This window comes from Streptomyces tubercidicus, assembly GCF_027497495.1.
Taxonomy (GTDB): Bacteria; Actinomycetota; Actinomycetes; order Streptomycetales; family Streptomycetaceae; genus Streptomyces; species Streptomyces tubercidicus.
In genome coordinates, this window is record NZ_CP114205.1 from 5,929,788 (window position 1) to 5,956,233 (window position 26,446).

The following is a 26,446-nucleotide window of genomic DNA, read 5'->3' on the forward strand; positions in this document are numbered from 1 at the left end:
GCTCGTGCGGCGTCAGGCCAGTTCGACGGCGTACCCGACGAACGCCGCCCAGGCATCGGCGGGCACGGCGAGCTGCGGGCCGGCCTTGTCCTTGGAGTCGCGGATGTGGACGGTGGTGGGGCAGGCGGCGATCTCGACGCAGTCGTCGCCGTCGCCGCTGCTGTAGCTGGACTTGTGCCAGGAGAGGGCGACCTCCACGCAGTCGTCGCCGTCACTGCCGCTGTAGCTGCTCTTGAACCATGCCAGTTCGGTGCTGCTCATAGCGCTCCTCGCATCTGCGTCAGCAGGCTCCGGGAGTCCTCCGGTGTTAGGGCCTGCGAACGCAGTTTCGCATAGCGCATGTGCAGCGTGCTGATGGTCTTTGCGTCAGAGATGAGTTGGCCACTTCGTTGCCCCTCGCAGTAGGCATACCACCGGTTGCTCGGCGTCTCCAGAAGCCGCAACGGTCCGCCCATGCCCGCATGAACACCTCTCGTCAACGGCACGACCTGCAGCTCGACATTCCGGAGGCGCCGGGTGGTCTCCAGCACATAGTCCAGGAGCTCCCGGGCCACGTCCGCCCCACCCGTCCGGCGCAGAAAGACATGCTCGTCGACGATGAAGCTGAACGCCGTGTTCGGCCGGTCCCGCAGCAGCTTCTGCCGGTCCAGTCGGGCGGTCACCTTCGTGTCGGTCTCCTCGTCGGTCAGCAGCGGAATGCGGTGCTCGAACAGCTCCCGTGCGTACGCCTCGGTCTGCAACAGCCCCGGCACCAACCGGCATTCGTACGTATACAGACTGATCGCCTTCTCCTCCAGCCGGGCCCACTGCCGGAACCACGCGGCCAATCCCGGCTGCCGGGCCAGCTGCGTCGACATCGCCCGCAGCACCCCGAACGCGTCCAGCACCCGCTCGGCCCGTTCGATGAACTCCGGGGGTGGGAGCCTGCGCCCCTGCTCGATCGACGCGACGGTCCCGGCGGAGAATCCCACCCGCCGCGCCAGACCCTCCTGTGTCAGCGTCGCCCGCCCCCGGAACGCCTTGACCACGGCCCCGAACGCCCTGAGGCTGTCGGTGGTTTCGGGCTCGCTGTTGCCCGCTTTGCCGGCCATACCGGCCACCTCCCATGCGTCTGTCGTGCCACACGCACAACTCACCCATGGTTACGGTCAGTTATCGTCGCTGTCTACCTTTCGTGCTCGTACGCTGACGTTCCGTACGAGCTCCGTAGGGGCGGAGATACTGGCCATGGCTGCCATACGGGCGCCACCGTGGAGCGCATGCCAGCCCAAGCAACCTCCCGGGCGCCTGAAGTCCCGGTTACCGTACGTGTGTTCACTCAGCGGTTCAGCGCCACCCGCCTCGGCGCCCGTCTCGCCCGGCATCTCGCCGTCCACCGGCTCGATCTGTGGGGCTTTCCCTATGGCGGCGAGCTGTCCGATGCGGCCGCCGCGGTCGTCGCCGAGCTCGCCGCGAACGCCGCGACGCACGGTCGGGTGCCCGGCAGGGACTTCGAACTGCGCCTCGCGACGCTGTCCTACGCCGACGTGGATACCGATGCGGCCCGTCCCGCCACCCTCCGCATCGAGGTCGCCGACACCCGCACCGAGAAGCGCCCGCCGTCCCCCGGCGCCCTCGTGCTGCCGCCGCCCGACTGCGAAACGGGGCGGGGGCTGCTGCTGGTGGCCGCGTTCGCCGCCCGCTGGGAGGTCGTCGACCGGATGTCGGTGGGCAAGGTGGTCCGTGCCGAACTGGATATCCCGGCGGGGCGTAGGAAGCGCGGCCGCCCTCGCGGGGCGGCGGCGACTCCAGCGATTCCGGAGGACGCGGACCGGGCGGACCGGCCCCGTCTCCGTCCGCGACCGGAACAGTGCCCGGAATCCGGTAACACCTGACCGTCGCGGATCGATGGGACGTACAGCAGAACAACTCACGGGGGTGTCATGTGATGACCGCACGGTTGATGACTGCACGGTGCAGGACGGAAAGGCCGAGGGTATGTAGTGCCCTTGGGATGGTGACGGCGTTAGGAGCCGCCGTCGGAGTGGTGGGAGTCTCCGGAGCCGGAACCGCGGCCGCACAACCGGTACCGCACCCGCTGAAGTACACCTGCCACGTTCCGTTGATCAACAAAGATCTGCCGTTCCGGATGAAGGTCGACACGGACATCCCGGAGTCGGTCCCGGTCGGCGAACCCAGCCGCAAATTCGCCATCGGCGCGCGGACGACGGTGGCTGCGAACTTCACCAGGATGCTCCATGCGTTCGATGTGCAGACCGTTGAGGGCACGGTGACCGCGAAGATCAGGGTGGCCGCACCCCAGGACAACAGGCGCGTCCCGGTGCCCCTCAACATCAACAAGACCCGCATCCCGGCATCCGGTTCCTTTGATGTCACGGCAGAGGGCACCGCGCCCCCTCTCACGTTCCGCCGACCGGGCCCTGCGCGGATCACCGCCGGCGACCTCGCCGTGCACGTCATCGCCAAGAAGGCGAACGGCGAGGTGTTGGGCGCACCCCCGGTGCCCTGCACGCTCGACACCGGGCAGGACAAGACCGTGGGCTCGTTCGAGATCACAAAGAAGGGCACGAGGGCAGGAACGGGAGCGGGGACCGGAGCGGGAACTGAATCGGGGACGACGACCGGCTCGACCGCGTCCGGCACCTCGGACGCCCGCGCCAACGGCCCGGCGGCCGCAGGCGCCCAGCCCGAGGGGACTTCCGCCGCCAGGAGGTCGGCTCAGGCGAGCGACGAGGCCGGCGGGACGGGGAAGGGCGCCGTCGCCGCCGCTGACCAGGCCACCAGGGGCCTGATGGCACCGGTCGTGGGCACTCTCCTCGCAGGCGCCCTCGCCTTCGTCCTCGGCTCATGGGTGAAGCAGCGCCGACGCGGCGCGGGCGACGCCTGAGGTCATGCGACAGGCCGGGCGCTCCCGCGCCCGGCCTGATACGGGGGAATCGACGGCCTCGCGCCCCCCGGAAGGTAGGGCAGGCTCAGGGCCGTGGCATTTCCGCAGAAGCCGGGTCGTCCGGCGGGGCGTGGTGGAGCTGGCCCCGGGTGAGGAAGTCCTGGAGCTCGCGGTGGCGGAACTGGTAGGCGATCCCGGCGGTGCGCGTCAGACCCGCGTCGCAGCACCAGTCGAGGAAACGGCCGAGACGCCAGGGCAGTGGTTGGTTGGACCACCAGCGGCGGGTGCAGAGCAGGAAAGCTAGGTAGCGGACACCTGCGGCGCCAAGCGCTGGGCCGGCACCGGTCCTGAACAGGGGGCCGAACGCACGCCAGGGCCTGAACAGCGCGTCGAGTGCGCCCCGGAAACCGCATCTGAACAGGCGGTTGTAGAGGAGTGCGAGCGTACGCCCGCCGCCGAGACCGAACAGAAGCATGTAGATGAGTACTGCCCCGAGTGCGAATACGGGGCCCAGGGCGAACCAATAGAAGGGGACGAACCCGAGTCCGACCACGAGGCCGGTCGCGAACCCGGTCACGAGGTCGTCCCACACCATGCCGCGCGGCGACGCGTTTCCGTGCGACTTGCGAACCTCGGGTGTGTCCGAGAGCACGCCCGCCAGCCCGACTCCCACCATCGCTCCACCAGCGAGCCCTACTACCGATCCGTATACGAGCCCGTTCACCAGCCCGACGACATTCCCCATGTCGACCACGACGACGAGCCCTCCCCAGAAGAGCCCACCCACCAGCCCGTTCACGAGCTGGTGTCTTGCAGCAGGCGTTTTGGCAGTTACGCGTTCCAGCCGAGACGGCATGGGCCAGGGCGGGAATCCTGCGAGAAGACTGCCCAGCGCCATGAGTGTCACGTTCGTTGCGTACACCTTCCAGTCATCGAGCAGGGCGGCAGACAGGTCAGCGGTGGCCCACACCGCGAGGGTCAGCAGGACGTGGACGGTGCGGGCGCGGCGGTCGCCGGTGAGCGGCCACAGTTCATGGAGTACGAGGTCGGTGCCTGACAGACGCCGTCCGGCCACAGCGCGGGCGTTGGCGGTGCTGTCATGCAGGTAGCCGGCGAGGACTGTCAGCCAGGTGCGTACCTGGAGCCGGGTGTAGGGCGCTGCCTTGCCGCCTGCCGAGGAGGCGGCAAGGATGAACAGATTCAGTAGGTGGTCCCGGACCTGCCCGGGGGTCCGGAAGGTGGGATCGAGGAGATCCACGGGATCACGGACCCAGCTACCGTCGTGACGTTCGTCGTAAACGGTGAGGGCTACGGTCAGCCGCCAGGGTGTGGACAGGCCCCGGGCCAGTGGACCGGCCGGGGCGGCTTGGAGTGCGTTCAGGACGGGTTCCCAGCGGCCCCGGTCGCGGGTGCGAGCGGTGATGAACGCCTTGGTCGCGGCCAGGCTGACGGGGGCGATCTCGATACAGGAAGCGTCCTCTGCCCACGTATCCGCACGTTCGAGAGCGGCGTAGGGATCGCTGCGGCAGGTGAGGACGAGTTGGCCCTTGGTGGTGCCATGGACGTAGCGGTTCATGGCCTCCAAAGCGGCTGCGGCGCGGGAATCGCGCCCGGGCTCACTGGCGTCCATTTCGTCGAGCCCGTCGAGCACGGGGAGGATCAGCCGGGCGCGGACAAGGGCGGCTGCGGCGCTGGGGCGTAGCCGGTAGGCACGGGTGAGATGGTCGGCGAGCCAGTCGTCGAGCTCGTTCCGGTCGGGGTCGAAGGTGGACAACGACAGGCGTACGGGAACGGGGCCGCTCGGCGCTTGGCCGGGGTCGGGGAGGAGAAGCAGCATGAGGTGGAGGGCGAGCACGGTTTTGCCGGCCCCGGGTGCGCCGGTGATGACGAGGCGGCCGGGCCGGAGAGCGCGATAGTAGGTGGCGACTTCTTCCAACGTGCCGCGGGGTGCTGCGCCTGTGCCGTGGTGGGCGGGGGAGGGCCGGAAGGTGAACTTGACGTTGATGGTGCGGTCGCTGCCGCCGAGGAGTCTCTGGTGGGTTTTCTCCTCGCGATCCCTGACCGCGACGGCGAGGCGGTCGGCGAGAGCGGCGGTGTCGGTGTCCTGCAAGGCTTGGGAGAGGTTCGCCTGGTGCAGGCCCGCCACCGCCAGCATCAGGCTGACCAGCCCGACCGCCAACCCGCCCGGGTCCACCTCCCCGGTGCCCGCCCGAACAGCAATGGTGACCGCCACCCCCGCGGTCACCACCGTCAGCGCGATCCATCCCCACGGCGTGTGACCTGCCGTGGCAGGTTTCGCCCTGGTCACCTGCTGCGTGACCGGAAGCGGAAGGCGGCGGTCACGGCCATGGCGCCCAGGACAACAGCTCCCGCGGCCAGCGGGATCAGATGCGTGATGCCCCGGCTGCCAGTCGTAGCCAGGTTGCCGGAGGGGTCGGCTGAGCCTTCCGTGGTCGCGCCCGCCCTCGCACCTTCGCTTGGGTTCCGCGACTCAGTGGTGCCGGAGGTGGCCGTCTCAGTCGTCCCGGACGGGGCCGGGCCGGTCGTCGTTCCCGTCCCGGCGATGTCGAACGATGCCACGACGTGGTTCTGCCGGGCGTCCAGCTTGCACGGCACGTCGAGCGTGACAGTCATGACGCCGCTCGCGGTGACGTGCATGACGAGGTCACCGATGGTGATTTTCGCCCTGCCCGGTTGGCTGAAGGTGCGCTTCGGCGCGGCGCCGGTCGCCTTGACCAAGAACGGTCCGGATGCCGGGACGCTGGTCCTGGCCACGTGAAACGGCACTCTGAGGTCGGTGTCGCCCTCCGGCGCCGTCACGCGGACCTTCGCTTCCACGGTGCCCTGGATGGTCTTGATGCCGGCGCCGCGCAGCCCTCTCGTGTCAGCCGCGCTCACCGGCACCACCGCATGGATGGCGAATTTCGGGGTGGGCTTGCCGACCGCAGCCGACTTCGGGACATCCGTGTCAATCTTTACCGTGCCTGGCCGGTCGTGGACCGCCAGAACTGAGCATGTGTACCGCAGTTCGAGCGATAACGGGTCCGCGGCTGCGGGTCCGGCTCCGAAGACTCCCACGCTTGCGCCCGCAACCCCTACCGCCATCGTCAGTCCCAAGGCTTTACGGGCCACTGGACCGCTCGGGACGGCACGGGTTGCCCTGTGCCGCTCACGCAGGTTCCGGATCAGCTTGTCGCTTGCCATCTTGGTCCTCGGTCAAGTACTTGGGTCTCTGGATGAGGCCCACGGGTGCGTCCACCAGGTGGGGCGGTTGTGGGGCCGGTCCCACCTCAGCCGACGGGGACCCGCCTTGCCCTGGCGCACAGCGGATCCTGTGACCGATCGTAGGACTGGATCGCGCCCCGGGAATTGCACGTGCGCGTAAGTAAGTTGTCACAGTGCGCAACAGCGAGGTCAGTGCACCTGCGCGTATCGATGCGCCTATGGCGCGCGCTGCCCGGACCGCCCTGCCATTCACTAAAATCCGCGGCACCACCCGGGGGCATGCCGTGAGCGCGGGAACCGACTCCGGATGTGCACGCTGTGAGAAGGCCGCGGCGAAAGGTGTCTTCGATGGCCTTGGGAACCTACGTCGTGGATTCCTGGACAACCCGGGACGTGACGTCGCGTGAGCGTGCCGACCTGTGGGGCGAGCACGTGACGTCGTATCAAAGCCGGATGAGCTACAGGTACCCGCACACCGACGACTTTCATGCGGGCACGATCCGGCAGTGCACCGACACCTATCAGCTCGTCAAGTGGTGGTCGGGCACGATCAAGTACACCCGGACCGCGGGCCAGGTGCGGCACGCCCCGGACGAGGACTACCGCTTGCTGCTGCCGGTCGCCGGAGAGCTGGTGCTGCGGCAGGACGACCAGGAGCTACGGCTGGTGCCGGAGGCCGGGTGCCTGCTCACGTTCGCCGCACCGTTCGAGATCCTGCAAGGCGACTTCATGCAGGCGTTCATCATGTCGATCCCCGCTCAGGAGGTGAACGGGCGATTGAACCGGTCGTCGCCGCTCGCTACGGGCCTCGACCTGACCTCCGGCCTGGGCCGGGTGGTGGGCGACATGCTGACCGGTCTGCATGAGGAGCGCGACACCCTCACCAGCGGCCAGTTCGACGCGGTCTCGGACCGGCTGGTCGAGCTGCTGTGCATGCTTGTCGCAGGAGACGACCGCCCCACCGCACCGGGCCATCTGGCCGAGGTGGAGACGGTGGTCCGCCGGTACATCCGCGAGCACGCGGCCGACCCCGACATGACCGGCACCACCGTGGCGCAGGCGCTGGGCTGGTCGCTGCGCCAGGTGCAGCTGGCCCTGCGGCAAGCCGGGACGACCCCCCGCGAGCTGATCCGCGAGGAGCGGCTGCGGTTGGTACGGGACCGGCTGCGGGCACCCGCGTACCGGCATATGACGATCACCGAGCTGACGTACGCGTCGGGATTCTCCTCCTCAAGCGCGCTCAGCACGGCATTCCGGCAGCGCTTCGGGGTATGCCCCCGCGAGATGCGGCACGCGGGCCCCCGGTCCGTCGGCGATACGCGCCGGAGTTGATGGACGGCCCCAGCCTTCCGGTCGAACCGGTCGCGGTCAGACTTTCGCGAACACCTCTGTTCGCAGAACCTCTCTCGACGCTACCTTTGGCGTCGCACTGGGCCGGAACTCCCGTTCCCCCCAAGCCGATTCGAGACGAGGTGCACATGCGAAGGACGCGATCGTTACTCGCGATACTTGCCGCGCTGCCCATCCTGGGGCTGAGTACACCGCAAGCCGTGGCGGCCGCCCCACAGGCGCAGACCCGGGCCGACTGCCCGAACACGATGATCTTCGAGGTCGGGGGTCACCTCGATGGCGGCGCCACGGTCTACGACCGCAGCAACGCCGCGCTCCCCGAAGGTGTTTCGTTCACCAAAATCCACTACTCGGCGTCCATCGCCCCCTACCCCGGCGACACCAAGACGCTGGACGACTCCGTGGCCGAGGGCATCGCCACGCTCGACGCGGCGGTGAAGACCTTCCACGGCGAATGCTCCGCCGGCCACGTGACCATCGCCGGCTACTCGCAGGGCGCGATCGTCGCCGGCGATGAGCTGGCCGCCCTCTCCAGCAGTGACGCCGTCCCGCACGACCAGATCAACGGCGTGCTCTACGGCGATCCCCGGCGGCCCGGTGTGGACGGCGGTCCGGGCGGCATCGAAACGAACCTGCCGACGATCCTGCCGGGCATGACCATGAAGGGGCCGCGCGGCTTCGGCGACCTGACGGTCAAAGAGATCTGCAACACCAACGACGGCATCTGCCACTCCGAGAACCTGCTCACGAACCTGGCGTGCTTCGCCAACGGCGTGGTCGGCTACTTCACCGGCGACCACGGTTACGACATCAACCCGCACGCGGTCTCGGGCGGCGGCGACCAGCTCCACCGTCAGGCGCCGAAGGTCCCGCTCTGCGGCCCCGGGCTGCCGATCCCGGGCAAGAAGCCCCACGCACTGTTCAACAGCGACCGCGCAGCGGCCCGGCACCAGGTGGCCGGATACCGCACGATGATCACGCCGCTGCTGCCCGTCGGCCTCAGGGGCCAACTGGCGCGCTTCCCCTGGCTCCCCTAGCCGTTCAGCCGAGGAGCCGTACCGCGAGTCGGACGAGCGGATCCTCCAGTCTGCGCAGGCCCTTCAGGTCGTCCGCGACCAGGTGCGCCGTCACCAGCTGCGCGGCGGCCGCGACCAGGGCTTCGCAGCCGAAGCTCCGCTCGTCCGCACCGCCCTCGTCCCCTACGTGGAAGATCTCAGCGATGGCGCCGGCAAACCATCGCTGCCACTCCATGCGGATCGCCATCGCCTCAGGCCCGGCGGCGTACACCTCGACGAGGAACAGCCGGGCAAAGGCGGACTGTTCGGTGAGGGTCCGCAGATAGAGGTGCAGCAGTCGGCGGAAGGTTTCCTCCGGGGGCGCCGGCCGGGTTGTCTCCGGAGCGTCGGCCGACGGCTGCCGAGCGGCCTCCAGCAGGCCCGCCAGCTGCTTCGTGGCGGCGTCCAGGGCCTGGACGAAGCAGTCCTCCTTGGAACGGAACTGCTGGTAGAACGTCTCCCGCGACACCCCGGCGCGCCGGATGATCTCGGCAACCGAGGTCCCCACGTACCCCTTGTCCTTCATCGCCTCGGCGGTGGCGGTCAGCATGCGCAGCCGCTGCGACGTCACCACCTGTTCACGGCTGAGGTGGTGTCGGCCGCTGGGCAGCGGACCGGGCCGGGCAGCATTGCGCCGGGACTCAGCCACTCTTCCCTCCATATCTCGGAGCAATACATTAAGAGGCGCCTCAGACGCCCAGCCGCTTTTCGAGGAGGGTGACGGCGTACCGGCTGCCGTCGTCGCCCTCCTTCAAGGGCTGCTCCCCGACGACGCGGTAACCGGCAGCTTCGTAATAGCTGCGCAGCCGCGAGTTGGAGGAGACACAGTCCAACCGGGACCACGCCCGCCCCGCCGCGGCTATCCGCCGCTCCGCGTGCGCCAGCATCGCCCGCCCGGTCCCGGCCGGGGCCCGCCCGCGCTCCACCATCAGCCGGTGCACGTAGCCCGCCTCCGGGGGCCGCGGCCCCCACGCGGGTTCGTCCCGCCACCACAGCTCAAAGGCACCCACCCTCCGCGAGCCGGCCTCCGCCAGCCAGACCTCGCCCTCCTTCTGCCGCAGCCGGAAGTGTTCCTCGCCCTTGGCGCCGGGCTTCCACTGCTCGATGCCGTTCGCCTCCATCCAGCGGGCCGCGGCGTCGTACAGCGCGACCAGGGCCGCCAAGTCGGCCTCCCTGGCAAGCCTGAAGGTGATCTCATTCATGGGGTGATTCTCTCTTCCCGCGCTTTCGCCCTCCCCGCCGAGCAGGAGTGAAACGTCCTACAGACGCCCGCCCCCACCCACGGTCACTTTCTCCCCCCACGGGAGGGGACGGGCCGGAGGGGCCTGGTGTGTGGACGTAAAGCGAAGCAGTCCACACACCAGGCCCCGGAGGTCCGTCACCGCACCCGACACCCACCCGGCCCGCCGCAGGCGCCACGCCGGGAAAGCCGAAAACGCGGGCCGACGGCAAAGCGCAGCGAAACGACGGGGGCACCGCGAAGCGGGCCACAAACGGCGAGCAACCACCACGGCGGGAAAGCCAAAAACGTGGGCTGCTCCTAGTCCGCCGCGAACACCCCGTCGACATCCATCACCGGCCGCAACGCCCCCAGCAGCGCGCCCACGCACATCTCTCGCAGCTCCGTGCGGCTGAAGGTCTGATGGGTCAGCCATTCCACGCAGAGGGTGCGGACGAAGACCAGCCAGCTCATCAGGGCTGCTGGTACCAGCTCGCCGGGGGCGTCGCCGAGTCCGGTGGAGTGGAGGAGGCGGCGGCGCAGTTCGGTCAGTTCGTCGGTGATGACGGCCTGGATGACGGGGTCGCCGGAGAGTACCCGGTTCGCGGCGAGCACGGTGTGGCGGTTCGCGGTGAAGTAGTCGATGTGTGCGTCGAGTCCGGCGCGCAGTTGGTCGGGTACGGGACGGGTGGGGTCGAGTTCCGTACGGGTCAGCAGCTGGTCGGCGGCCTGTTGGTAGACCGCGGCGAACAGATCGCGCTTGTTGGGGAAGTAGCGGTACAGCAGGGCGCGGGAGACGCCGGCCCGTTCGGCGACCTCCTCCATGAACACCTCGTCGTACGGCTTCGCCGCGAAGAGCTGTGCTCCGGTGTCGAGCAGCTCGCCACGGCGCTCGGCGGGGTCGAGTCTGCGGCGCGTCGTCATGGCTTCAGGTTACTTGACACCTGTCTATTAGTGGACATACGTTCCCGTTAGTAGATGGGTATCTACTAACGGGAGGGGAAGGGAGGCCGGGGCATGGCTGGACTTCTCAAGTGGCTGGTGCTGGCAATGGGGGGCGCCTGTGTGGCGATCGGGGCCTTCCACTTCGCGCTCGGCATCGACTCGGTGCCGGGGGAGGGCTCGGCGGGTGCCACCGTCGACAGCCGGGAGCGGTACTACGGGGCGGTCTTCCTCGGCTACGGCCTTGCCTGGCTCTGGGCGGCGCGGCAGTCGCCGATCCCGGCGACGGTGGTGCGGTGGCTGGCCGGCATCTTTCTGCTCGGCGGCCTCGGGCGGCTGCTGTCGATGGCCGTTTACGGGCCGCCGCAGTGGTTCCAGATCGCCCTGACGGTCGTTGAACTCGTCCTGCCGCCGCTGTATTTCATGCTGGCGGGCGCCGATGAGCGGGCGACGGCGGACCGTCCTTCGCCGCGACGGGCCGAGCGCGCGTTTCTCTAGATGATCAATTCCAGGGGGTACCCGCGGAAACGAGAGCGAGGGTGTTCAAGATCGTTGTGTGACGAACAACCTGAACACCCTCGCGACTGCACTCTACGTGACCACGGACGACCTGCTGAAAGAGCGGCCCCACTTGGCGCCCGACCGCCCGCCCGTTGGTATCGCACCGCGTCTGAGCGATGCCGAACTGCTCACGCTCGCCATGATGCAGGCCATGCTCGGCTTCACCTCCGAGGCCAGGTGGCTCCGCCATGCCCGCGCCCACCTGCGGCATCTCTTCCCGTACCTGCCGCAGCAGCCCGGCTACAACAAGCGTCTGCGCAAGGCCGCCGGGCTCCTGCGGCAGGTCACCCGCTTCCTTGCCTCCTCCACCTCCGTATGGAGCGACGACGTCTGGGTGGTCGACTCCACACCGGTGGAGTGCGGCCGCTCACGCGAGACCGTCAAATGCTCCGACCTGGCCGGATGGGCCGAGTACGGGTACTGCGCCAGCCACAGCCGGTTCTTCTGGGGCCTGCGCCTGCACCTGGTCTGCACCCTCCAGGGCCTGCCCATCACCTTCGCCCTGACCGGAGCCAAAGCCGACGAACGCGAGACCCTCCTCGACCTCCTGGCCACCGACTCCGACCTCCTGGCGCGCCATCCCGGCCAGACTCTGATCGGCGACAAGAACTACTTCGGCCGCACCTTCGAACACGAACTCGCTGAGCAGACAGTCCAGTTGTTGCGGCCGGCCCGCAAGGGCGAACGCGAGCGACCGGGCGCCCCTCTGTTCAAACCCCTACGCCAGGTCATCGAGTCGATCAACGAGACCTTCAAGGGACAGCTCGACCTCGAACGGCACCGAGGTCGCACGCCCGGCGGCGTCATCGTCCGTGTCATGCAGCGCATACTCGCGCTGACCGCCGCGATCTGGCACAACGACGCCACCGAGCAGCAAGTTCTACGATCCCTCACCGCCTACGATCACTGACCCCTTGGAATTGATCATCTAGGGGCCCTACCCCACCGCCTCCACCCGCCCCCCATTCCCCAGCCGCCCCGACAGTTCCGCCCGATCCCCCGCCTTCGCTCGGACCGCCAGCAGCCGCCCGGTCACCTGGCCGGACACCCCGCCCGTCGCCCTGACCGACGCGACCTGCCTGCTGCCCGCCGCCAGTAGCCACCACCGTTTGTCGGCGGCCTTCCACAGCACGCCGGCCAGCGCGCGCGGCGAGCGGGGGCCGCAGGCCGTGCCGCCCTCGGCGCGTGCCGCGACCGTGCCCGGTGTGAAGGGGCGTCCGCTCGGGGGCGGGGTCTGGATCTGGGCCATGGTCCGGCTGCCGGGGCCGCGCCAGGTTTCGGCGCGGGTGCACAGCCAGGCCGCGGTGCCGGCGCCGCCGGGGAGGGGCTGGCGGGCGAATTCCCAGGAGTTGACCGTACGGACGCCCTGGCTGCGGACCGCGGCCAGCTGGCAGGCCGTCCGGGCCCAGGACGTGCGGGCCTTGGGGGAGGTCACGTCGCCGGGCTTGCGGGGGCTGCCGTACGTCAGCCGGGCGGGGGCCAGTTCGCCGAGATCGGTGAGGAGGTGGCCGCCCATGCGCAGGGCAGGCCAGGTCGTGCACGGTGTGGTGGGGGCCGCCGTGGGCACCGGGTCGGTCACCCCGCCCGCCCCGACCGTCACCGGCTGGTCCACCGCCTCCGGCTTGACCAGGTCGACCAGTCGCGCGGACTTCGCCCAAGGGGCGGTCAGATAGCGGACATTGCCCTGGGTGCGGCTCACCACCAGCGCGGTCGCCGAGGCCGCCGCCGCGCCGTCCGTCCGTGCGAAGTCCAGCGCCGCGCCGGTGCCGTCGCCCTGCCCCTCGCCGTCCGCCGCCTCCGCGTAGCGCACCACCCGCAGGCCGTCGTGGAAGAGCACCACCACGGCGTGGTTCACCACCCCCGCGAACAGCAGCTGGGCCGGGCCGGCCGCGGGGCCCGCCGGGGTGCCGGGGGTCGCCGAGACCTGTACCCCGGCCCCGGGCCTGGCCCATACGGCCAGCGCGCGCCGCAGCAGCGCCCGGTCGTGGATCCGGTCGCCGCGGGCGGGCCAGGCCGAGAAGTCCTGCCGGGCCGCGCTCTTCCAGGCGGTCGCGGAGGTCACCGCCAGCTTGCCCGGGTCGAGCGCCGCTTCGGCGGCGGCGTTCTGCGCGTACGGCGGGGCGGCCGCGCCGTCCGGGCCCCAGCCCTCGCCCGGCAGTCCCAGCAGCGCCCCGCACACCAGCACCGCCGCGCCCGCCGCCAGTACCGCCCGGCCGTGCTGCCGCCGCCGGATCAGATCCGTCGGCCTGGCCCGGAGCGCACAGGGATCGAACTCCGCCGACTCCAGCAGCGACCGGTCCCGGCTGCCGGCCGGGGTCGTGGCCCGCTCCGCCTCGTCCAGCGCCTCCCGGGAGTGGGCGACCCCGGCTGCCTCCAGCACCCGGCGGGTCTCCGGTGCGCTCAGCCGCTCCAGATCGCGCAGTACGAACGCCGCCCGGCCCGGCCCGGACAGTGCCGACAGCGCCTGGTCCAGCGCCAGTTCATCGGCGCCACCGGAGCGTGGGAAGAGCCGCAGGCCCCACACCTGGGGGAGCAGCGGCGGCAGCGGCAGCCACCGGCGGGTCCGTCCGCCGGCCAGCGCGGCCCGCAGCACCCGCAGCCGGACGAAGGCATAGCCGGGGTCGATCGCCGCGTCCGCGCCGGTGCGCGGGGCGGGCAGCCCGGCCCCGTGGGTGGAAGTGCGCTGACGCGGCAGGGTCCGCTGCACGACGCCATGGGCGGCCAGCACCCGCCGGCCGCGTCCCTGGCCGGACGGCAGGACGAGATAGGCCAGCCGCACCAGCCGGGGGTAGTGCTCCACCAGCGCCGCCTCGGCCTGCTCGACGTCGATGACGTCACCGAAGTCCGCCAGGCTGCCGGGGGAGGAGCGGTCCGGCCGCCGGGGTGTCGCCTGCTGCTGTTTCTGCTGCTGCTTCACGTTCGGTGAAACGAGTGAATCCTGTGATGGTCACCGGCCCTCCCGCCGCCCCGAGAGGCGCCGGAAGGGCCGGTGACGGGCTGCCGGGACCGGGCCTCAGCGCTGCAGGTCGAACTCGCCGTCCCGTGCTCCGAGGACGAAGGCCCGCCACTCCGCCTCGGTGTAGCGCAGGACCACATCGGGGTCCGTGGAGTTGCGCATGGCCACCGCGCCCCGCTCCAGGAAGGCGATCTCCACGGCCTCCTCGGCGTCGCCGGGGGCGCGCTGCCAGGTGGCGTCGGAGATGTCGAGGGCGTAGAGCCACTCCTTCTCAGCTGCGGCACTCATACCGTGATCCCCTCGCTCGTGGTGCGTTTCCGGGTCAGCGTACGCGGCGCTCAGACGAGCTTCCAGCGGCGGAATTCCGCCGTCCCGCGGTCCCCGGTCGCGGAGTTGGCGGCGGACTGGTGCAGCCCGGTGTCCTGCCGGGCGGCGGCGCCGGGGACGCGGACGGTGGCGATCTCGCGCCAGGTCGCGCCGCCGTCGGTGGAGCAGGCGCCGGTGTATGTGCCCGCGCCCTCGGTGTCCGTTCCACGGGTCAGCCGGAGCAGTACCGGCGCCGTGATGCCGGTGAGCCGTCGGTAGGTGTCCAGGGTGCCGTCGCCGTTGGCGTCGTAGGACAGCACCACGCCGTTGGCGGGCGTCACGGACAGGTTGAGGAAGCCGCGGGCGTCCGGCGTACCGGGGGCAGGGGAGGCGAGGCGGTTGCGGACGACGAGGCCGGCGCGGGCCCAGGGGCCGGTGGGGTCCTGCGTGGTCACTTCGACGGTGGCCGAGCCGCCGGGGGTGAGGGCGTCCGGCCGGTAGAGGGCGCCGAACTCGGTGGTGGCCTTCCACAGGTCCGCGCCGCCGCCATGGACGGCGAAACGGTCCGCCAACTGGCCGAAAACTGCCGCATTGGTGGTGACCGTGCGCAGCTCCGGGTCCAGCGGACCGGCCGCGAACAGCGTGCCGTGCCGCGTCGTTCGGACCCGCGGTGCGCCCTTCGGGCCGTAATCGGTGGTGAGGTCGTAGGGGAGCGGGTGCAGCGGGGACTTCAGGGGGCCGGGCGGGGCGGTGACCCGCCAGCGGGCGCGGCCGGTGCCGCCGGGCGGGACGGACGGGAGCGAGACCGGGCCGGACGCGGTGGCCTCGACGCCGGTCAGGGCGAAGTCCACCCGGCCGGTCGCCCGCAGCCCGTTGGTGTTGCGCAGCGCCGCGGTGACCGTGGCCCGGCCGCCCGGCGGGAGCGCGGCCGGATCCGCGGTGACCGTGACGGTGCCCTGGTAGGGGGCCTTGGCGAGGGTGTCGTGGACCCGCCGGGCGGTGCGGTACGCATCGGCCGTCGGGCGCAGCGGATGGCTGGTGCGGGCGCGGGTCCAGGGCTCTTCCATGGCGTACCAGTCGAAGGTCTTCGGCGGTCGGTCCGCCGCCAGCGCGTCCGCGAGATCGTCCAAGTACGCCTGCCACTGCGGGAGATGGACCTCGCCGATCAGGCCGTGCCAGTCGCGGTTGGCGTAGTTGGCGAGCGAGCCGCCGTCGGCGGTGGCCCGGTCCGCCCAGGTGGTGATCAGCGCCCGCGCGCTGTGTTCCAGCCGCGCCTGCTCCTCGGCGCCGGTCGCCATGGCGCGGGCGTCCGCCAGCCACGGCCCCAGCAGGAACTGCCGGTGGGCGCCGGTGACCTCCTCGCTGAGCCGCATCAGCCGCAGCCAGAGGCCGGACAGCGCCCGGAAGGTGTCCTTGTCCTTGCGCCGGTAGGCGTCCTGGAGCTGGCCGATCAGCTGCCAGGACCGGTTGGCGAGCGCCTGCCGGGCGGCGTCGGTCAGATCGTGGCGGTAGGCGTCGCTGTCGCGCAGCGCGGGGCGGACCGCGAGCAGCGCGGCGAAGGCGGTGTCGAAGGCCGCCGGGTCGAAGGCGGGGGTGTGGGTGGCGTAGACGGTGCCGGAGCGGGCGGCCAGGTCCGGGCGGGCGGCGAAGACCGAGTCGTGCGGGCGGCCGTCCTTGCTGGAGATCTCGTAGGTGCTGGTGCGCAGCGCGGCGAACGCGGCACGGGCGTGGTCGTCGCGGGCGCCGTAGCGGAGGTCGGCATAGCCGTCGAACCACGCGGTGCGGTCCACCGGGCGCTCCCGCCAGGCCAGTTCGCCGAACAGCTCGCAGGCGGCCGGGTCGCGCTCGGCGGCCTCCGGCATATACGCGGTCCCGACGAGCCTGCTGCCCGGCTTGTCGCGCCAGGCCGTGAAGCGCTCGGCCCAGATGTGCGTCTTGGCGCCGAGGGTGGTGCGGCCGCCGAAGTTGGGGATGGAGCCGAAGGCGTACGGCACCCCGCCCCAGTCCCGCTCCCGGTCGGTGACCGTGTCCAGGTCGCTGAGGCCGTCCACGATCAGCATCCGGTCGTGGTCCACGGCGTCCAGCAGCTCGCGCCGGGGGTTGTCCTGCCAGCCCAGGATCACCCAGGTCGCGCCGGGGCGGGCGGTGCGCAGCGCCTTCTCGACGGCGCGGGCGGCGTCCGGCACCGGCACGTCACCGGGGTCGCCGCCCTCGTGCAGCAGATCCATCTTGAAGTGGTCGGCGGGGCCGAGGAGTTGCTCCTGGTGCCGGTAGAAGGCGGCGGCGACGGCGGCGAAGACCTCGGTGCGCGGATCGAGCCAGTCGGGGCGCTTGAGGCCCGACCAGGTGCCCTGCGGGACGGTCCGGGCCCCGGGGTTGCGGGCGGCGAACCCGTCCGGGACGGTGCCGAAATAGCCGGGCAGTACGGGGTGCATGCCCAGCTCGCGCAGCCGGCCGGTGATCCGGCGCCCCAACTCAGCGCGTTTGGCGAGCAGTTCGGGACTGGTGGGGCCGCCGTAGCCGCTCATGTTCTGCAGCAGCCACCACGGCTGGTGGGAGGGGGCCGGGAGCCAGCCGCGGGCCTCGGCGTCGGAGTAGCCGAAGCCGGTCAGCAGCCGGTGGTAGACGGCCTCGGTGCCCGGGGTGACCAGCACCTCGTTCACCCCGCGCAGCGCCAGCGCGTCGATCAGCCGCTCCCAGCGCGGCCAGTCCGCGTACGGGGCGGTGTAGCCGTCGTGGGTGTCGTTGAGGGCGAAGCGGTGCGGCAGCGACGTGGCCCGCTCGACGGGGGCGGCCGGGGCGGGCAGCCGGCCGGGCAGCCCCACCTGGTCGCCGGCCCAGGACAGATGGACCCGGCAGGTGTATTTGAGGTACCAGTTGACGCCGGTCAGCAGCACCGCGGGGGTGGTCCCGGAGACCGTGATACGGCCCGTGCGGCCCTCGATCCGGAAGTGGTCGCCGGCGCCGTCCCGGGCGAGCGGTACCAGCTCGAACTGGTCGGCGTGCCGGGGCAGCAGCCGGGTCAGCGCCGCCCGTGCCGGTGCGGTGTCGTAGGCGGGTGGCCGCTCCTGGTGCCGGGCGGACGGTGTCCCGGCGGCGGCAGCGGGGGCCGCGTCGGGAGTGGCGGCGGCCCCGCCGAGCGCCGCCCCGGCGCCGATCGCTCCGGCGGTTCCCAGCAGTGCGCGTCGTGACGGTCGGCTCACGTGTGCCCCCAGTGCTCGGTGCTCACAACGGTCCCGTGCGGGGGGCACGCTAACGGGCGCCCGGCCGCGGTCCAAGTAGGCCCCGCATTTCCGCTGGCAGCCACCTGGCGCGGTCCCGGACCGCGGCAACCAGTGTTCTGCGGACCCTCACCCGTTCGCTCCCTGGGCTTCACGCGCCCGGCCGGCGGGCCCGGGAACAGTCTGCCGTGTAGAGAAGGGCCAGGTCATGGGGGTACGCCCCCGGCCGGGCCGCACCCGGCACCACCGCGGAGCGGCGCACCGTCCGCCCCGCACGGCCCCCTGCCCCGCTGTCTCCTCCGCCCGCCGACTCACCCAGCCTCCCCCGTCCCCAAGGAGAGCTCTCATGAGCATGGCACCGACCGAGTCCGCCGCCGTCCCCCGCACCGCGCCCACCCGCACCCCGGCAGCCGCCCCCGCCGACACCGGCTACACCGCGGAGATCGCCGACACCCTCGACCAGATCCGCGCCGCACAACGCCTGCGCCACCAGGTCTTCGCCGAGGAGATGGGCGCGACCCTGCACACCCCGCTGGCCGGCCATGACATCGACGCCGTCGACGACCTCGCCGACCACCTCATCGTCACCCACACCGCCACCGGCGACGTCGTCGGCACCTACCGGCTGGTGCCGCCCGGACGCAGCGAGCGGCTCTACTCCGACGGTGAGTTCGACCTCGGCGCCCTGGCGGAGCTGCGCTCCTCCCTCATCGAGGCCGGCCGCTCCTGCGTCCACCCCGACCACCGCAGCGGCGCGGTCATGACCCAGATGTGGGCCGCCCTCGCCCGTTACACCCTGCTCTCCGGCCACCGCTACCTGGCCGGGTGCGCCTCCGTCCCGCTCGCCGACGGCGGCACCGCCGCCGCCCACGCCTGGGGACTGGGCCGGACCCGCTACGCCGCAGCGCCCGAGCTCCAGGTCACCCCGCACCACCCCTGGGACCCCACCGTCCCCGTCCCCGCACGCCCCACCCTGGCCCAGCTGCCGCCGCTGCTCCGCGGCTATCTGCGCATCGGCGCCGTCATCTGCGGCGCGCCCGCCCACGACCCCGCGTTCGATGTCGCCGACTTCTTCGTCGTGCTGGACATGGAGCGGCTGAGCGACCGCTACCGGCGCTACTTCCTGGGGGAGCGGTGAACGGCCCCTGGGACGTCAGCTCCGACTGCACCCCGGACTGCGCCGCGCACGCCCTGCCGCGGGTCCCGGCGGCCCGTATGGCCCGGCGCGGCGCCGCGTTCGCCCGTACCGTACGGCGGGCACTGACGGACGGCGAGCGGATGGCCGAGCCGGGACGGCTGCGGACCCACGCCCGCGGCCTGCTCGACGCGCTGGACATCCAGGTCGAGGGCGCGGCCGCGCTGACCGCCGGGGACGGCATCGGCACCCTGGTCGTCGTCAACCACATCTCCTGGCTCGACATCCTCGCGCTCCTCGCCGTCGAACCGGTCACCCTGCTCGCCAAGCGCGAGGTCGGCGGCTGGCCGGTCGTCGGCGGTCTGGCCCGCCGGGCCGGTACACACTTCATCGACCGGACGCACCCCCGACGGCTGCCGCACACCGTGCGCGAGGTGTCCGAACTGCTCGCCGCCGGACGGTCGGTGGCGGTCTTCCCGCAGGCCACCACCTGGTGCACGGCCGAGGCGGGCACCTTCCGCCGGGCCACCTTCCAGGCCGCCATCGACGTGGGCGCACCGGTCCGCCCGGTGACCCTGTGCTACAGCCAGCAGGGCCTGCCCAGTACGGTCGCCGCGTTCTGCGGCGAGGACACCTTCGCGGGCTCGCTGCGCCGGGTGCTCGGCGCCCGCGCCCTGACCATACGGGTCACCGCGCATCCGCTGCTGACGCCGCTCGACGCGGGCCTGGACCGGCGGGAACTGGCGGCGCTGGCGGCACGGGCGGCGCTGGGCGGCCGTCCGGTGACGGCGGTGACAGCAGTAGGGGCGACGGCAGTGACGGGGGCGACCTCGGCGACGGGCGGCGGCCTGGCACGGCCGACCGCCGCGCTCCGGCCCGCCGTTCCGGCGCCGCCCGCGCCGCAGCAGGACACCCCGGTCCATGTTTGAGCAACTGGACCAGCTCACCGCGTCCCTCCAGGGCATGCTGGACTCGCCCTGGCTGTGGCTGGTCGTCCTGCTGGTGTCCGCCCTCGACGCGCTGCTGCCGTTCATGCCGAGCGAGACCACGGTCGTCCTGCTCGCCGTGCTCATCGGCCCCGATCTGTCGTTGCTCGCCCTGCTGGCGGGCGTCGCGACGGCCGGGGCGCTGGCGGGTGACTGCCTCGGCTACGCCGTGGGCCGGTACGCGGGCCCGCGCGCGACCGCCCGGCTGCTCCGCGGTGAGCGCGGCCGGGCCCGGCACCTCAGGGCCCGCGCCCGGGTCGAACGGCATGCCGCGCCGCTCATCATCGCCGGGCGCTTCCTCCCCGGTGGGCGGGTGGTCGCCGCCCTGTCCACCGGGAGCCTCCGCTTCCCGCTGCGCCGCTTCGTGGTGCTGGACGCGGTGGGCGCGGGCCTCTGGGCGCTGTGCAGCGTGGCGCTCGGCGGGCTGGGCGGCCGGGCGCTCACCGACTCCCCGGCCAAGGGCGTGCTGCTGGTCTCCGGTATCGGCCTGGTGGCGGCGGTCTGTGTGGGATATCTGCACCGGCCGGGTGGCACATCCCGGCGCACCCCGCGGCGGAGTGACCCCCGGGCGGCACCCGGCCGGGCGGAGGAACTCGTCCCCGCCCGGCCGGGCCTCCGCCGACGGCAGGAGGGCGTCTGACCTCCGGCCTTCGAGCCCCTGGCTTCCGCCCGCCGGTCTAGCTAGATGCCCGGCACGTACTTGTAGCCGACCCGCCGCACCGTCACGATCGACGACCGGTGCTCGGCGCCCAACTTGCGGCGCAGCCGGGCGACATGGACATCGACCGTGCGGCCGTCGCCGACGTGCCCGTACCCCCACACCGTGGTCACCAGCTGATCGCGGGTGTGCACCCGGTGCGGATTCCCCACCAGATGGGCCAGCAGCTCGAATTCGAGATAGGTCAGATCCAGCGGCCGGCCCTGCACCTGCGCGGTGCGCTGTTCGGGGTCGATCCGCACGATGGGGTCGCCGGTGGGCGCGGTCGCCTCGGGCCCGGCGGCCGACGGCGCGTTGGCCGACAGTGTGGCGGTCGCGGCGGTCGCGGCGGTCGCGGCGGTCGCGGCGGTGGCGGCGGTGGCGGCTGCCTGGTCGGCCGGTACGAGGACGAGATAGCCGACCATCGGCGGCTGTCCGGGCAGCGCGGGCAGGCTGTGCTGGGGCGCCGGAAGCCAGGTCGCACCGGAGTTCAGCAGCTCGGCGACCGAAACGGCGCCCTGCGGCGGGGCACCTCCGGCCGGGGCGGTGGCGGGCGACGGGAGGGCCTCGTCGGGTGTCACGGCGCGCAGCCGGTGGCGGTGGCCGTGCGCGGCGGGGGTGCCAGGACGGGGAGCGGTCGCGGAACCGGCGGTCAGGGTACGGAGGTTCGTCATCAGGAGTCAGCTCTTTCGCGCAGAGGGGCCGTCGGGGACGTCATGCGCGCGGGCAGGGCGGAGGGCGCCGGTCAACGGCGTCGGTGAGGTGTGTGCGGGCCCGCGCTCAGTGCGCGCGGCAACACAGGCGGTCGAAGGCGTGCGCCTGCCGGGACGGCCAGAAAGGCTCCAGGTCGCTGCGACCTGTCGCGGTGTCGGTGAGGCTGGCCATGGCCCTATTGAACCAGACGGTCGGTGAATCTGTCCCTCGTGCGGAGCGCCCGGCGACGGGATTCCGCCGCGCCGGACCGCCCGGACGCGGTGACCGAACGGCGCTCCGGCCCCTGACTCGGCGTGCCCGCAAGGGAGTTGACGAGCACGCAGCGGGGCACGGCCGTGGCCGGAACCCGCTGCGCGGCGCTCCGGCCCTACGCCCGGCCCGTCCTTCGGCGTATCCCCGCCCCCATGGCCACTCCGAGCGCCAGGGCGACCAGATGCCCGGCGTCGGTGAACGTCCGCTCCCGGTGCAGCACGGGAGCGGTCGCCAGCCCCAGCAGACCGGCCGTCGCCGCCGCCCGTATGCCGCGGTGCGGGACGGTCGCGGCAAGGGCGCCCACCGTGGCGTTGAAGCCGTAGCTGGCACCGACGTCGACGGCCTGTGCGGTCGCGTCCGGCGGGGAGCCGTCCGTGGACCCATGGGGCGTACGGCCGTGCCCCCGCGCCCGCAGGCCCGCGTAGACCAGCAGGCTGGCCCCGATGTGACCGGCCGCGAACACCCCCGCCGCGCGCCGGGTGCCCCAGCGCGCCTCGGCCGTACCGAGGGCGGCGAGCAGCGCGGCACCGTACGGCAGCGGCAGCGGATGCTCGACGAACGCCGCGCTGGTGACCAGCGTCCGCCACCGCCCGGCCCGCAGATTGGCGACATTGGTGGAGTGCGCGCGCAGCAGGTCCGTACGCCGCCGGACGTGCAGCCGCGCGGTGGCGTACGCACCGAGCTGTACGGCGCCGACATACAGCGGCGTGGCCCAGGGCAGGGCGGCACGCCGTCCGCCCGCCGGGCGGGAACGGACCGGACCGGTCTCGGTCCTGACGGTGATCACAGGCATGCCCTCAGCGTGCCAGCCGCCACTGACATTCGGCCCGCAGCTGTCGCGTCCGCCGCCGGCCACGGCGCGCAGCCGGACTCCGCCGCCCCGGCATGCGGCGGGGCCGGACCTCTCCGCATGCCGGTCCGGCTCCGCTCCCGCGCTCTCCCGAGGCGTCAGATCTGCTCGCGCCGCGCCAGCTCGGTGCAGCAGGTGTCCACCATCAGCCGGGTGACCACGTACGGGTCGACGTTGGCGTTCGGCCGCCGGTCCTCGATGTAGCCCTTCTTGTCGACCTCGACCTGCCAGGGGATACGCACCGAGGCGCCGCGGTCCGAGGCGCCGTAGGAGTACGCGTCCCACGGGGCGGTCTCGTGCGCGCCCGTCAGACGGTCCTCGATGCCGGTGCCGTACTGGCGGACGTGCTCCAGCGGCTTGTCGTCCTGGCCCAGCGCCTCGCATGCGGTGATGATCGCGTCGTAGCCCTCGCGCATCGCCCGGGTCGAGAAGTTGGTGTGCGCGCCCGCGCCGTTCCAGTCGCCCTTGGCGGGCTTGGCCTCCAGCGAGGCGGTGACGCCGTACTCCTCCGCCACCCGGTGCAGCAGCCAGCGCGCCACCCACATGTGGTCCGAGACCTCCAGCGCGGGCAGCGCGCCCACCTGGAACTCCCACTGGCCGGGCATGACCTCGGCGTTGATACCGGACAGGCCGAGCCCCGCCGCCAGACACAGGTCGAGGTGCTTCTCGACGATCTCCCGGCCGAAGATCGCGTCGGCGCCGACGCCGCAGTAGTAGTCGGCCTGCGGGGCCGGGTAGCCGCCGCCCTCGGGGAAGCCGAGCGGCCGGTCGCCCTTGAGGAAGGTGTACTCCTGCTCGATGCCGAAGATGGCTTCCTGGTCCGCGAACTTCTCCGCGACCGGGCGCAGCAGCGCACGGGTGTTGGAGGGGTGCGGGGTGAGGTCGGTGTGCAGCACCTCGCACAGCACCAGCAGGTGGTCGCCGCCGCGGATCGGGTCCGGGCAGCTGAACACCGGATCCAGTACGAGGTCCGAGGCGTGTCCTTCGGCCTGGTTGGTGCTGGAACCGTCGAAGCCCCACTTCGGCAGCTTGCTGCCATCGCTCAGAATCTTGGTCTTGGAGCGGAGCTTGGCGGTCGGCTGGGTGCCGTCGATCCAGATGTACTCGGCCTTGATGGTCACGGGGTCCTCTTCACGGTCGGTGCGGGTACGGTGCGGGCGTACCGACGCACTCTCGCAACGCGCCATTTCTCGTCCGTTGCTCATTTGTGAACCGCAAGTTACCGAGCCGGACATCCAGCACTTTCCAAGGTGTTCCACGCCACTAGCCTGCGATTAATCCCCAGGTGGCGCTGTCTCCTCACTATTTCCATGTGACGGAGACCTCAGTCGCAGCGCCCCGGCGGCCCCTCGAACCCCGGACGCCCGATCCGGCGGGCCACCGTCCCCCGCCCCGTCCCCCGCGAGACACTGACCCCATGACGACCCTGCGCATCGGACTCCTCGGTACCGGCCCCTGGGCGCGGCGCGTCCATGCCCCGGCCCTCGCCGCGCACCCCGGCGTCGAGCTCGCCGGGATCTGGGGGCGCCGGGCGGAGGCCGCCGCGGCGCTGGCCCAGGTGCACGACACCCGCCCGTATGCCGACCCGGATGAGCTGTCCGCGGTCTGCGACGCCGTCGCCATCGCCCTGCCGCCGGCCGTCCAGGTCCCGCTGGCGGTCCGCGCCGCCGGGGCCGGCTGCCACCTTCTCCTGGACAAGCCGGTCGCCACCTCCGTGCCCGAGGCCCGTGCCCTCGCCGATGCCGCCGACCGGGCGGGCGTCGCCTCGGTGGTCTTCTTCACGGCGCGCTTCGGGGCGGAGGAGGGCGAGTGGATCGCCGCGCAGGCCGCGGCCGGGGGCTGGTTCACCGCGCACGCCGACTGGCTCGGCTCGGTGTTCGCCGAGGACAGCTCCAGCCCGTACGCCGATTCGCCCTGGCGCCGGGCCAAGGGCGGGCTGTGGGACGTCGGGCCGCATGCGCTGTCGGTGCTGCTGCCGGTTCTCGGGGACGCGGAGGCGGTCACCGCCACCCGGGGCCCGGCCGACACCGTTCTGCTGACGATGCGTCACAGCAGCGGGGCGGCCAGTACGGCGACGGTCGGCCTGACCGCCCCGGCCGCGGCCGCCGGTGTCGACCTCACCCTCCGCGGCACCGCGGGTATCACCACCCTGCCCCGCCGCCTGGACGGCCCCGAACCGGCCTACCACCGCGCCGTCGACGCCCTGCTCGCCGCCGCCGCGACCGGTCTGCCGAACGCCTGCGATATCCACTTCGGCCTGCGGGTCACCGAAATCCTGGCGGCGGCGCAGGAGTCGCTGAGCCCGCTCATGCCTCTGGAGGCATGACCACATGGCCAAATTGGTCGTGGAGGGCATCAGCGGCGGTCCGTAGCGTCGGGGGCGTCACCTGTCCGTACCGGCCCAGGGAGCCCCACGTCATGAGGTCCGCCACCGGCTTCACCAGCTACACCGACGTCCTGCTCGACGTCCTCGCCCGCGACCGGGCCCGGCCCGTACTGACCATGGGCGACGGGGGTGCGGAGGTCACCGCCGGTGCGCTGCACGACACCGTCCACCGCATGGCGGCGGTGCTCGCCGGGCGCGGTATCGGCCCCGGACGGACCGTCAGCCTCCTCAGCGGCAACCGCCCGGAGGTGCTCGCCGCCCGCTACGCCGCCAACCTCCTCGGCGCCCGCGTCGTCTTCCTCTACGACGGGATGGCCGCCGAGACCCTGGCCCGGATCGCCGAGAGCGTGCAGACCGCCCTGCTCCTCGTCGACCCGGACCTCCACGGCACCGCACGGGCGCTGCTCCGGCACATCGGCGGACCCGCGCCCGAGGTCATGACCCTGGGCGCGGCGCCCGCGTTTGCCGACGGCCCGGTGCCCGACCTGTTGGCCGCCTGTGCCGCGCTTCCCGCCACGCCCGAGGTGCCGAGTGCGGCCCGTCCCGAGGACGACTGGTGCATCCGGCACACCGGCGGCACGACCGGTATCCCCAAGGGAGTGCGGATGGCGCACGCCCCGTATGCCGGGATGCTGGTCAAGCCCATGGAAGGCGCCGGCGACCCGCCCCGTTTCCTTGCCTGCACCTCGCTCGCCCATCTTGCCGGTATCCTCACCGATGTCACACTCGCGGCCGGCGGCACCGTCGTCCTGCACCGCGCCTTCGACCCCACGGCCGTCCTCACCGCCGTCGCACGCGACCGCATCACCCACCTCTGGCTGCTGCCCCCGCTCCTCTACCGCCTCCTCGACGACCCCGCGCTGCCCACCACCGACATCGGCTCCCTCACCCGCATCACCTACGGCGGCTGCGTGGCCTCCCCCTCCCGGCTGGCGCGGGCCGCCGAGGTCTTCGGACCGGTGCTGTACGGGATGTACGGGATGTCCGAGGCGCTGACCCTCACCGAGGCCCGTCCGGCGGACCATCTCGTCACCGGGCCCGGCGGCCGGGTCACCGTCGGCCGCCCGGTGCCCGGCGTGACGCTCGCCATCCGCGACGCGGACGGGCGGGACCTCCCGGCGGGGGAGCGGGGCGAGGTCCACGTACGCTCCGCCGGTGTGATGACCGGCTACTGGAAACAGCCGGAGCTGACCGCGCGCGTGCTGCCCGGCGACGGCTGGCTGCGTACCGGCGACATCGGCGTGCTGGACGACGACGGGCGGCTCTACCTCGTCGACCGGGTCAAGGACCTGATCATCGTCGTCGGCGGCCATGTCCACCCGGCGGAGGTGGAGGATCTGCTGCACACCCACCCGGCGGTCGCGCACTGCGCCGTCTACGGGGTGCGCGGGCCGGACGAGACCGAGGAGGTGCACGCCGCCGTCGTCCCCGCCCCGGGCCACCGGCCGGACCCCGCCGCCCTGCGCGCCTTCGTCACCGAGCACCAGGGCGCCCTGTACGCCCCGGCCGTGGTCCACCTCGTCGACGCCATCCCCCTCACGCCCGTCGGCAAGCCGGACAAAACGCGGTTGCGCGCGATGGCTGCCACGGCCTGACCGGGCCCGCCGGGAAGGGTCTTCCCTGGCCGCCAAATACCCGCTGGCCAGGGGCTTTTGTCAGTGGTGGTCAGTAGAATGGGAACCAGTCAGTGAGGGTTCATCCACG

General features: G+C 72.2%; 24 protein-coding genes. 11 read left to right on the top strand and 13 right to left on the bottom strand.

Annotation, left to right across the window (positions count from 1 at the left end; all coding sequences use genetic code 11):
• Positions 1-12: 12 nt before the first annotated feature.
• On the bottom strand, positions 13-261 hold the full coding sequence (locus STRTU_RS25820) for a DUF397 domain-containing protein (protein WP_159746419.1): 249 nt from the start codon (positions 259-261) through the stop codon (positions 13-15).
• A complete protein-coding gene (locus STRTU_RS25825) occupies positions 258-1,091 on the bottom strand; it encodes a helix-turn-helix domain-containing protein (RefSeq protein ID WP_159746420.1) in 834 nt (277 codons plus the stop codon). Before STRTU_RS25825 ends, STRTU_RS25820 begins: the two co-directional genes overlap by 4 nt.
• 168 nt (positions 1,092-1,259) lie before the next feature.
• Between STRTU_RS25825 and STRTU_RS25830 the strand changes: the two genes are divergently transcribed.
• Positions 1,260-1,874, top strand: a complete 615-nt coding sequence (locus tag STRTU_RS25830; RefSeq protein WP_246241251.1) for an ATP-binding protein — start codon at positions 1,260-1,262, stop codon at positions 1,872-1,874.
• Positions 1,875-2,023: 149 nt separating this feature from the next.
• Positions 2,024-2,887, top strand: a complete 864-nt coding sequence (locus STRTU_RS25835; RefSeq protein ID WP_159746421.1) for a DUF6801 domain-containing protein — start codon at positions 2,024-2,026, stop codon at positions 2,885-2,887.
• Positions 2,888-2,972: 85 nt separating this feature from the next.
• Here STRTU_RS25835 and STRTU_RS25840 read toward each other — a convergent pair whose 3' ends face one another.
• Positions 2,973-5,135 carry an NACHT domain-containing protein gene (locus tag STRTU_RS25840; RefSeq protein ID WP_159746422.1) on the bottom strand — a complete coding sequence of 721 codons (2,163 nt, stop codon included), beginning with the start codon at positions 5,133-5,135 and terminating at the stop codon, positions 2,973-2,975.
• A 56-nt stretch (positions 5,136-5,191) separates the two neighbouring features.
• Complete coding sequence (locus STRTU_RS25845) at positions 5,192-6,091, bottom strand: DUF6801 domain-containing protein (RefSeq protein WP_159746423.1); 900 nt, start codon at positions 6,089-6,091, stop codon at positions 5,192-5,194.
• Positions 6,092-6,565: 474 nt separating this feature from the next.
• Between STRTU_RS25845 and STRTU_RS25850 the strand changes: the two genes are divergently transcribed.
• Complete coding sequence (locus STRTU_RS25850; protein WP_308789390.1) at positions 6,566-7,444, top strand: helix-turn-helix domain-containing protein; 879 nt, start codon at positions 6,566-6,568, stop codon at positions 7,442-7,444.
• 146 nt (positions 7,445-7,590) lie between these two features.
• A complete protein-coding gene (locus STRTU_RS25855; protein WP_159746425.1) occupies positions 7,591-8,499 on the top strand; it encodes a PE-PPE domain-containing protein in 909 nt (302 codons plus the stop codon).
• Positions 8,500-8,503: 4 nt separating this feature from the next.
• Here the strand turns inward: STRTU_RS25855 and STRTU_RS25860 are convergent, their stop codons facing one another.
• From STRTU_RS25860 to STRTU_RS25870, 3 genes are all read right to left on the bottom strand, one after another.
• A complete protein-coding gene (locus tag STRTU_RS25860) occupies positions 8,504-9,166 on the bottom strand; it encodes a TetR/AcrR family transcriptional regulator (RefSeq protein WP_218039316.1) in 663 nt (220 codons plus the stop codon).
• A 40-nt stretch (positions 9,167-9,206) separates the two neighbouring features.
• On the bottom strand, positions 9,207-9,719 hold the full coding sequence (locus STRTU_RS25865; protein ID WP_159746427.1) for a GNAT family N-acetyltransferase: 513 nt from the start codon (positions 9,717-9,719) through the stop codon (positions 9,207-9,209).
• A gap of 338 nt (positions 9,720-10,057) precedes the next feature.
• Positions 10,058-10,660, bottom strand: coding sequence for a TetR/AcrR family transcriptional regulator (locus STRTU_RS25870; protein WP_159746428.1), 603 nt, complete (start codon positions 10,658-10,660; stop codon positions 10,058-10,060).
• 93 nt (positions 10,661-10,753) lie between these two features.
• Here STRTU_RS25870 and STRTU_RS25875 point away from each other — a divergent pair, with 93 nt between their 5' ends.
• Together STRTU_RS25875 and STRTU_RS25880 are read left to right on the top strand one after the other, a co-directional pair.
• On the top strand, positions 10,754-11,176 hold the full coding sequence (locus STRTU_RS25875; RefSeq protein WP_159746429.1) for a DUF4345 domain-containing protein: 423 nt from the start codon (positions 10,754-10,756) through the stop codon (positions 11,174-11,176).
• Positions 11,177-11,234: 58 nt separating this feature from the next.
• Positions 11,235-12,149, top strand: a complete 915-nt coding sequence (locus STRTU_RS25880) for an IS982 family transposase (RefSeq protein ID WP_159746430.1) — start codon at positions 11,235-11,237, stop codon at positions 12,147-12,149.
• Between the two features lie 27 nt (positions 12,150-12,176).
• Here STRTU_RS25880 and STRTU_RS25885 read toward each other — a convergent pair whose 3' ends face one another.
• From STRTU_RS25885 to STRTU_RS25895, 3 genes are all read right to left on the bottom strand, one after another.
• Positions 12,177-14,156, bottom strand: a complete 1,980-nt coding sequence (locus tag STRTU_RS25885; protein ID WP_159746431.1) for a hypothetical protein — start codon at positions 14,154-14,156, stop codon at positions 12,177-12,179.
• A 96-nt stretch (positions 14,157-14,252) separates the two neighbouring features.
• A complete protein-coding gene (locus tag STRTU_RS25890) occupies positions 14,253-14,483 on the bottom strand; it encodes a DUF397 domain-containing protein (RefSeq protein ID WP_030083635.1) in 231 nt (76 codons plus the stop codon).
• Positions 14,484-14,533: 50 nt separating this feature from the next.
• Positions 14,534-17,704 (bottom strand): alpha-N-acetylglucosaminidase, encoded by a 3,171-nt coding sequence (locus STRTU_RS25895; RefSeq protein ID WP_159746432.1) that lies wholly within the window; start codon positions 17,702-17,704, stop codon positions 14,534-14,536.
• A 364-nt stretch (positions 17,705-18,068) separates the two neighbouring features.
• Between STRTU_RS25895 and STRTU_RS25900 the strand changes: the two genes are divergently transcribed.
• The 3 genes from STRTU_RS25900 to STRTU_RS25910 are packed head-to-tail and all read left to right on the top strand — an operon-like array spanning position 18,069 to position 20,483.
• Positions 18,069-18,860: a GNAT family N-acetyltransferase gene (locus tag STRTU_RS25900; RefSeq protein WP_159746433.1), complete on the top strand. Its 792-nt coding sequence runs from the start codon at positions 18,069-18,071 to the stop codon at positions 18,858-18,860.
• Positions 18,857-19,786, top strand: coding sequence for a lysophospholipid acyltransferase family protein (locus STRTU_RS25905; protein WP_174878924.1), 930 nt, complete (start codon positions 18,857-18,859; stop codon positions 19,784-19,786). The genes STRTU_RS25900 and STRTU_RS25905 overlap by 4 nt, the downstream gene beginning before the upstream one ends.
• A complete protein-coding gene (locus STRTU_RS25910; RefSeq protein ID WP_159746434.1) occupies positions 19,779-20,483 on the top strand; it encodes a DedA family protein in 705 nt (234 codons plus the stop codon). The genes STRTU_RS25905 and STRTU_RS25910 overlap by 8 nt, the downstream gene beginning before the upstream one ends.
• 41 nt (positions 20,484-20,524) lie before the next feature.
• Here the strand turns inward: STRTU_RS25910 and STRTU_RS25915 are convergent, their stop codons facing one another.
• The 3 genes from STRTU_RS25915 to glnII form a co-directional block, all read right to left on the bottom strand.
• Positions 20,525-21,214 (bottom strand): winged helix-turn-helix domain-containing protein, encoded by a 690-nt coding sequence (locus STRTU_RS25915; RefSeq protein ID WP_159746435.1) that lies wholly within the window; start codon positions 21,212-21,214, stop codon positions 20,525-20,527.
• Positions 21,215-21,621: 407 nt separating this feature from the next.
• Positions 21,622-22,299, bottom strand: coding sequence for a rhomboid-like protein (locus tag STRTU_RS25920; RefSeq protein WP_246241253.1), 678 nt, complete (start codon positions 22,297-22,299; stop codon positions 21,622-21,624).
• Positions 22,300-22,454: 155 nt separating this feature from the next.
• A complete protein-coding gene (glnII, locus tag STRTU_RS25925) occupies positions 22,455-23,477 on the bottom strand; it encodes a glutamine synthetase GlnII (protein ID WP_159746436.1) in 1,023 nt (340 codons plus the stop codon).
• Between the two features lie 296 nt (positions 23,478-23,773).
• On the opposite strand from glnII, the gene STRTU_RS25930 reads away from it, so the two are divergent.
• Together STRTU_RS25930 and STRTU_RS25935 are read left to right on the top strand one after the other, a co-directional pair.
• Positions 23,774-24,682: a Gfo/Idh/MocA family protein gene (locus STRTU_RS25930; protein ID WP_159746437.1), complete on the top strand. Its 909-nt coding sequence runs from the start codon at positions 23,774-23,776 to the stop codon at positions 24,680-24,682.
• Positions 24,683-24,774: 92 nt separating this feature from the next.
• Entirely contained in the window at positions 24,775-26,337 is a 1,563-nt protein-coding gene (locus tag STRTU_RS25935; protein WP_159746438.1) for an AMP-binding protein, read from the top strand.
• The last annotated feature ends 109 nt before the right edge of the window (positions 26,338-26,446 follow it).